1 protein-coding gene is annotated in these 732 nt (G+C 41.4%); it reads right to left on the minus strand.

The genetic code is table 11. The annotated features are described in order from the left end of the window. Nucleotides 1-34: 34 nt before the first annotated feature. On the minus strand, nucleotides 35-732 hold a 698-nt coding region (locus tag ACS8FD_RS20220), incomplete at its 5' end, for a site-specific integrase (RefSeq protein ID WP_439277183.1).

A 732-nucleotide genomic window follows, 5' to 3' on the forward strand; every position in this document is an offset into this window, starting at 1 on the left:
TATTTAGATGTCTTTTTATTATATATAGGCTTTTTCATAGGTTTTGTAGTATACCTCGGTCTTTCAATAGCTTATCCAGCGCGCTTCCGTCTTGACGAGTAAGGTTCGGTACATAGCGAGAATAAACGGTAAATAGCATCTTAGTATTGCTATGGCCCATCTGAGAGGCAATCCATTCAGGCGCCTCGCCAGCAGCTAGCCAAAGCGTTGCAGCAGTATGCCTAGATTGATAAGGATTACGCATATCTACCTCTAGATACCTCAGTAGTGGATACCAAACTCGCCGCGTCACGTTGCGATGATTCAAAGCTGTGCCAGCTTTCGTACAAAACACAAATTTGTTTTGCTGGCTGTTTAATTTTTTTTGCTCAAGCAGTGCATCGTAGACCAGGGCATTCATTTGAATCACACGATTGGAGCCACTAGTTTTAGTTGGACCAACTATGCCGTTTACTACCGCCTGATCAACAATGATTTGTCTGCGTTCAAAATCTATGTTTTTCCAGGGCAAACCATCTATCTCGCCTGTCCTCATACCTGTAAAGAAACGCACAATATAATACGGTTTGAAGTCCCTACGCACGTTATTAATGATTAACATAACCTCGTTTAAGGTAAAAGGATTAACGCTACTTTTAGGTTCACTGAGTGGCTTAATATTTTTCCAAGGGTTATCAAAGTCAAAGCGCTCGGTAGCTTCAGTGATTACCATACGTAAAGGAGTCATTATGT

This window comes from Psychrobacter sp. 1U2, assembly GCF_051847575.1.